Raw genomic sequence first — 2,565 nt, 5'->3', positions numbered from 1 at the left:
CGAGGTCGGCCGGTCCTGCGTCCACCCCGACCACCGGGACGGAGCGGTGATCAGCCTGATGTGGGCGGGTATCGCCCGCTATCTGGTACGCACCGGCCACAACTGGCTGGCCGGCTGCTGCTCGGTGCCGCTCGCCGACGGCGGGACCTCCGCCGCCGGGGTGTGGGACACCGTGCGGGCCCGCCACCTGTCGCCCGAGGAGTACCGGGTGCGCCCGCTGCGCGCCTGGGACCCGACGGGTATCGAGCGTCCGCGTCCCGGTGGCCGCAACGCCCTCCCGCCGCTGCTGCGCGGCTATCTGCGGCTGGGTGCCTGGGTCTGCGGGGAGCCCGCGCACGACCCGGACTTCGGCGTGGCCGACCTGTACATCCTGCTGTCGCTGCGCCGGACCGACCCGCGCTATCTGCGGCACTTCCTCTCGCTCGCCCCCGCGCAATGAGACTCCTCACGCGCCCGGCGCCCGGCCCGGCGGCGCTGCCCGCCGCGACGCCTCCCCCCGCGGTGCCGCCGACCGGTGTCCCGCACTGGCTGCCGAGTGCGCCCTGCACCCCCGGGCACTGTCTGGCCGGGACCTTCGCAACCGTGGGCCGGCCACGCCAGGCGGCGCGCTGCGCGGCGGGGATCGCGCTGGTGGCCGTCGGGCTCGCCCTGGCGCCGCTGGTGCGCTGCTGCCGTCCGGCACTGCGGGGCCGGCTCACCCGGGCCTGGGCCCGGACGGTGCCCGCCGCCTTCGGGGTGCGGGTGCGGATCCGGGTGTCCGGTGCGGCGGGGGGCGTCCCCGCGGGCGGTGTGCTGGTGGTGGCCAACCACATCTCCTGGCTGGACATCCCGCTGGTCGCCGCCGTGCGCCCGGCCCGGATGCTCGCCAAGAGCGAGGTCGCGTCCTGGCCCTTCCTGGGGGCTCTGGTGTCCCGCGGCGGCACCCTGTTCATCGAACGCGACCGGCTGCGGGCGCTGCCCGGCACCGTCGCCCGGATCGCCTCGGTGCTGCGCGCGGGCACCCCGGTCGTCGTGTTCCCGGAGGGCAGCACCTGGTGCGGCCGGCGGCAGGGCCGTTTCCGTCCCGCCGTGTTCCAGGCCGCGCTGGACGCGAGGGTCGCGGTGCAGCCCGTACTGATCCGGTACCGGCTCGGCGCGGGTCCGGCCACGGCGGCCGCGTTCGTCGGCGAGGACACCCTGGTGGCCTCGCTGCTCCGGGTGACCGCCGCCCGCGGCCTCGTCGCCGAGGTCAGCGTGCTGCCCCCGATCCCGCCCGGTGCCCACCACGACCGCCGTTCGCTGGCACGGGCGGCCCAGCGGGCGGTGACCGGGCCGGAGTTCGGCCCGCCGGACCGGCACGGCCCGCCCCCCGGGCCCGGCCGGCGGCTGGAGGCCGGATCGTCAGCGGCGTGAACCGAGCGCACAGGCGACCGCGGTCGCCGCGGCCGCCGCGACTGCCGCCAGGCACAGGGGCACCAGCGGCAGCCCGACCGTGCCGGTCTGCGAGCCGCTGACCAGTCCCGACACGGCGGCGTTGGCGGGCGAGCCGCCGATGACCAGCACCAGCAGGGCACTCAGTCCGGAGACCGGGATCGCCCAGCCGGCGCGGCGCAGCACCGGCGGGTTGGTGAGCGCGCCGACCGCGAGGCCGAGCAGCGCGGAGACGAGCACGGCCAGCAGCCCGGCCGTGACCGCCGGTCCGAGCGGGACCACGTGCCGGCGATCGGCGGTGTGCGCGTCGCTGATCACCGCGACCACCGCCACCCCGGCGGCGCCGAGGGCACCGGCCGCGAGCAGCGCCGTCAGCACGCTCGACAGATGCACGCGGCCCGGTCCGGCCGCCGCGGCGGCACAGGCCCGCGCGGCGGGCGGCTCGTTGGTGACGCACACCCGCACCAGCCAGGCGGCGACGGGGAGCATTCCGGCGGCGGCGAAGGCCAGCGAGTCGAGCAGCGGCTGCCCCGACGAGATCCCGATGGCCATGATCACCCCGTAGAGCAGCACCGGCGGCAGCCAGCGCTGGGAGCGGATCAGCAGCGCGGCCTGGTAGCGGACAAGGGCGGTCATCCGGTGTCTCCCCGGGTGTCGGCGGGCCCCGTTCCGGAGCCGGGACCGGTCTCCGGGCCCGCGGCCCCCGGTCCCGGCTCCGGCCGGACGGCCCGGATGTGCCAGGGCGGGTCGGCTGTGAGCAGCGCGCGCAGGACCGCGTCGGACTCATGGGCCGGGACGGTGATCCGGATCCGGCCCGGTGCGGCGGGCCCGTAGCCGGGAGTGCCCGGAAGGGCGGGCGGTTCACCGGGGCCTGACGCTTCGACGACCACCCGTGGGACGTCCGCTTCCGCGCCGGCCGCCGCGACGGCGGTGAGCCGGCCGTCCGCGAACCGGTGGACGCCGGACGGCTCGCCCGCGAGCCGCCGCGCGTCGTGGTCGACGAAGACGACGGCACCGCCCGCCGCGACCCGTTCGACGCCCTAGGCTACCTCGTCCACCTCGGCGCGATCCACGGGCTGCGCCGCACCACCGCAGGCCGGCGCGCGGGGGAGTGGCTGGAGCGGTTCGGGGCCGCCGGCCACGCCCGCACCCCGA

The 2,565-nt window shown here is 78.0% G+C and carries 4 protein-coding genes and 1 pseudogene; 3 read left to right on the top strand and 2 right to left on the bottom strand.

Going from position 1 to position 2,565, the window contains the following annotated elements; translation table 11 throughout:
• Positions 1 to 439 (top strand): GNAT family N-acetyltransferase (locus O3W51_RS47705; protein WP_443048433.1); only part of this gene is annotated, 439 nt, incomplete at its 5' end.
• Positions 436 to 1,392, top strand: coding sequence for a lysophospholipid acyltransferase family protein (locus tag O3W51_RS47700; RefSeq protein WP_138354298.1), 957 nt, complete (start codon positions 436 to 438; stop codon positions 1,390 to 1,392). The genes O3W51_RS47705 and O3W51_RS47700, both read left to right, overlap by 4 nt.
• On the opposite strand, the gene O3W51_RS47695 is transcribed toward O3W51_RS47700, so the two are convergent.
• On the bottom strand, positions 1,381 to 2,046 hold the full coding sequence (locus tag O3W51_RS47695) for an ABC transporter (protein WP_232485438.1): 666 nt from the start codon (positions 2,044 to 2,046) through the stop codon (positions 1,381 to 1,383). The two genes, O3W51_RS47700 and O3W51_RS47695, sit on opposite strands and share 12 nt — an antisense overlap.
• Positions 2,043 to 2,300 (bottom strand): hypothetical protein, encoded by a 258-nt coding sequence (locus O3W51_RS47690; protein WP_269290331.1) that lies wholly within the window; start codon positions 2,298 to 2,300, stop codon positions 2,043 to 2,045. Before O3W51_RS47690 ends, O3W51_RS47695 begins: the two co-directional genes overlap by 4 nt.
• Positions 2,301 to 2,363: 63 nt before the next feature.
• On the opposite strand from O3W51_RS47690, the pseudogene O3W51_RS47685 reads away from it, so the two are divergent.
• Positions 2,364 to 2,565 (top strand): annotated as a pseudogene (locus O3W51_RS47685) (ABC transporter ATP-binding protein); the annotation flags it as partial.

The organism is Streptomyces sp. H39-C1 (genome assembly GCF_027158125.1).
Lineage (GTDB): Bacteria > Actinomycetota > Actinomycetes > Streptomycetales > Streptomycetaceae > Actinacidiphila > Actinacidiphila fildesensis.
Note: the sequence above shows the minus strand (reverse complement) of the source record. Positions and strands in the feature narration are given on the sequence as shown.

Bases quoted from the DNA above. Each gene is read 5' to 3' on its own strand.
- O3W51_RS47700 (WP_138354298.1), top strand. From the start codon at position 436: ATGAGACTCCTCACGCGCCCGGCGCCCGGCCCGGCGGCGCTGCCCGCC.
- O3W51_RS47695 (WP_232485438.1), bottom strand. From the start codon at position 2,046: ATGACCGCCCTTGTCCGCTACCAGGCCGCGCTGCTGATCCGCTCCCAG.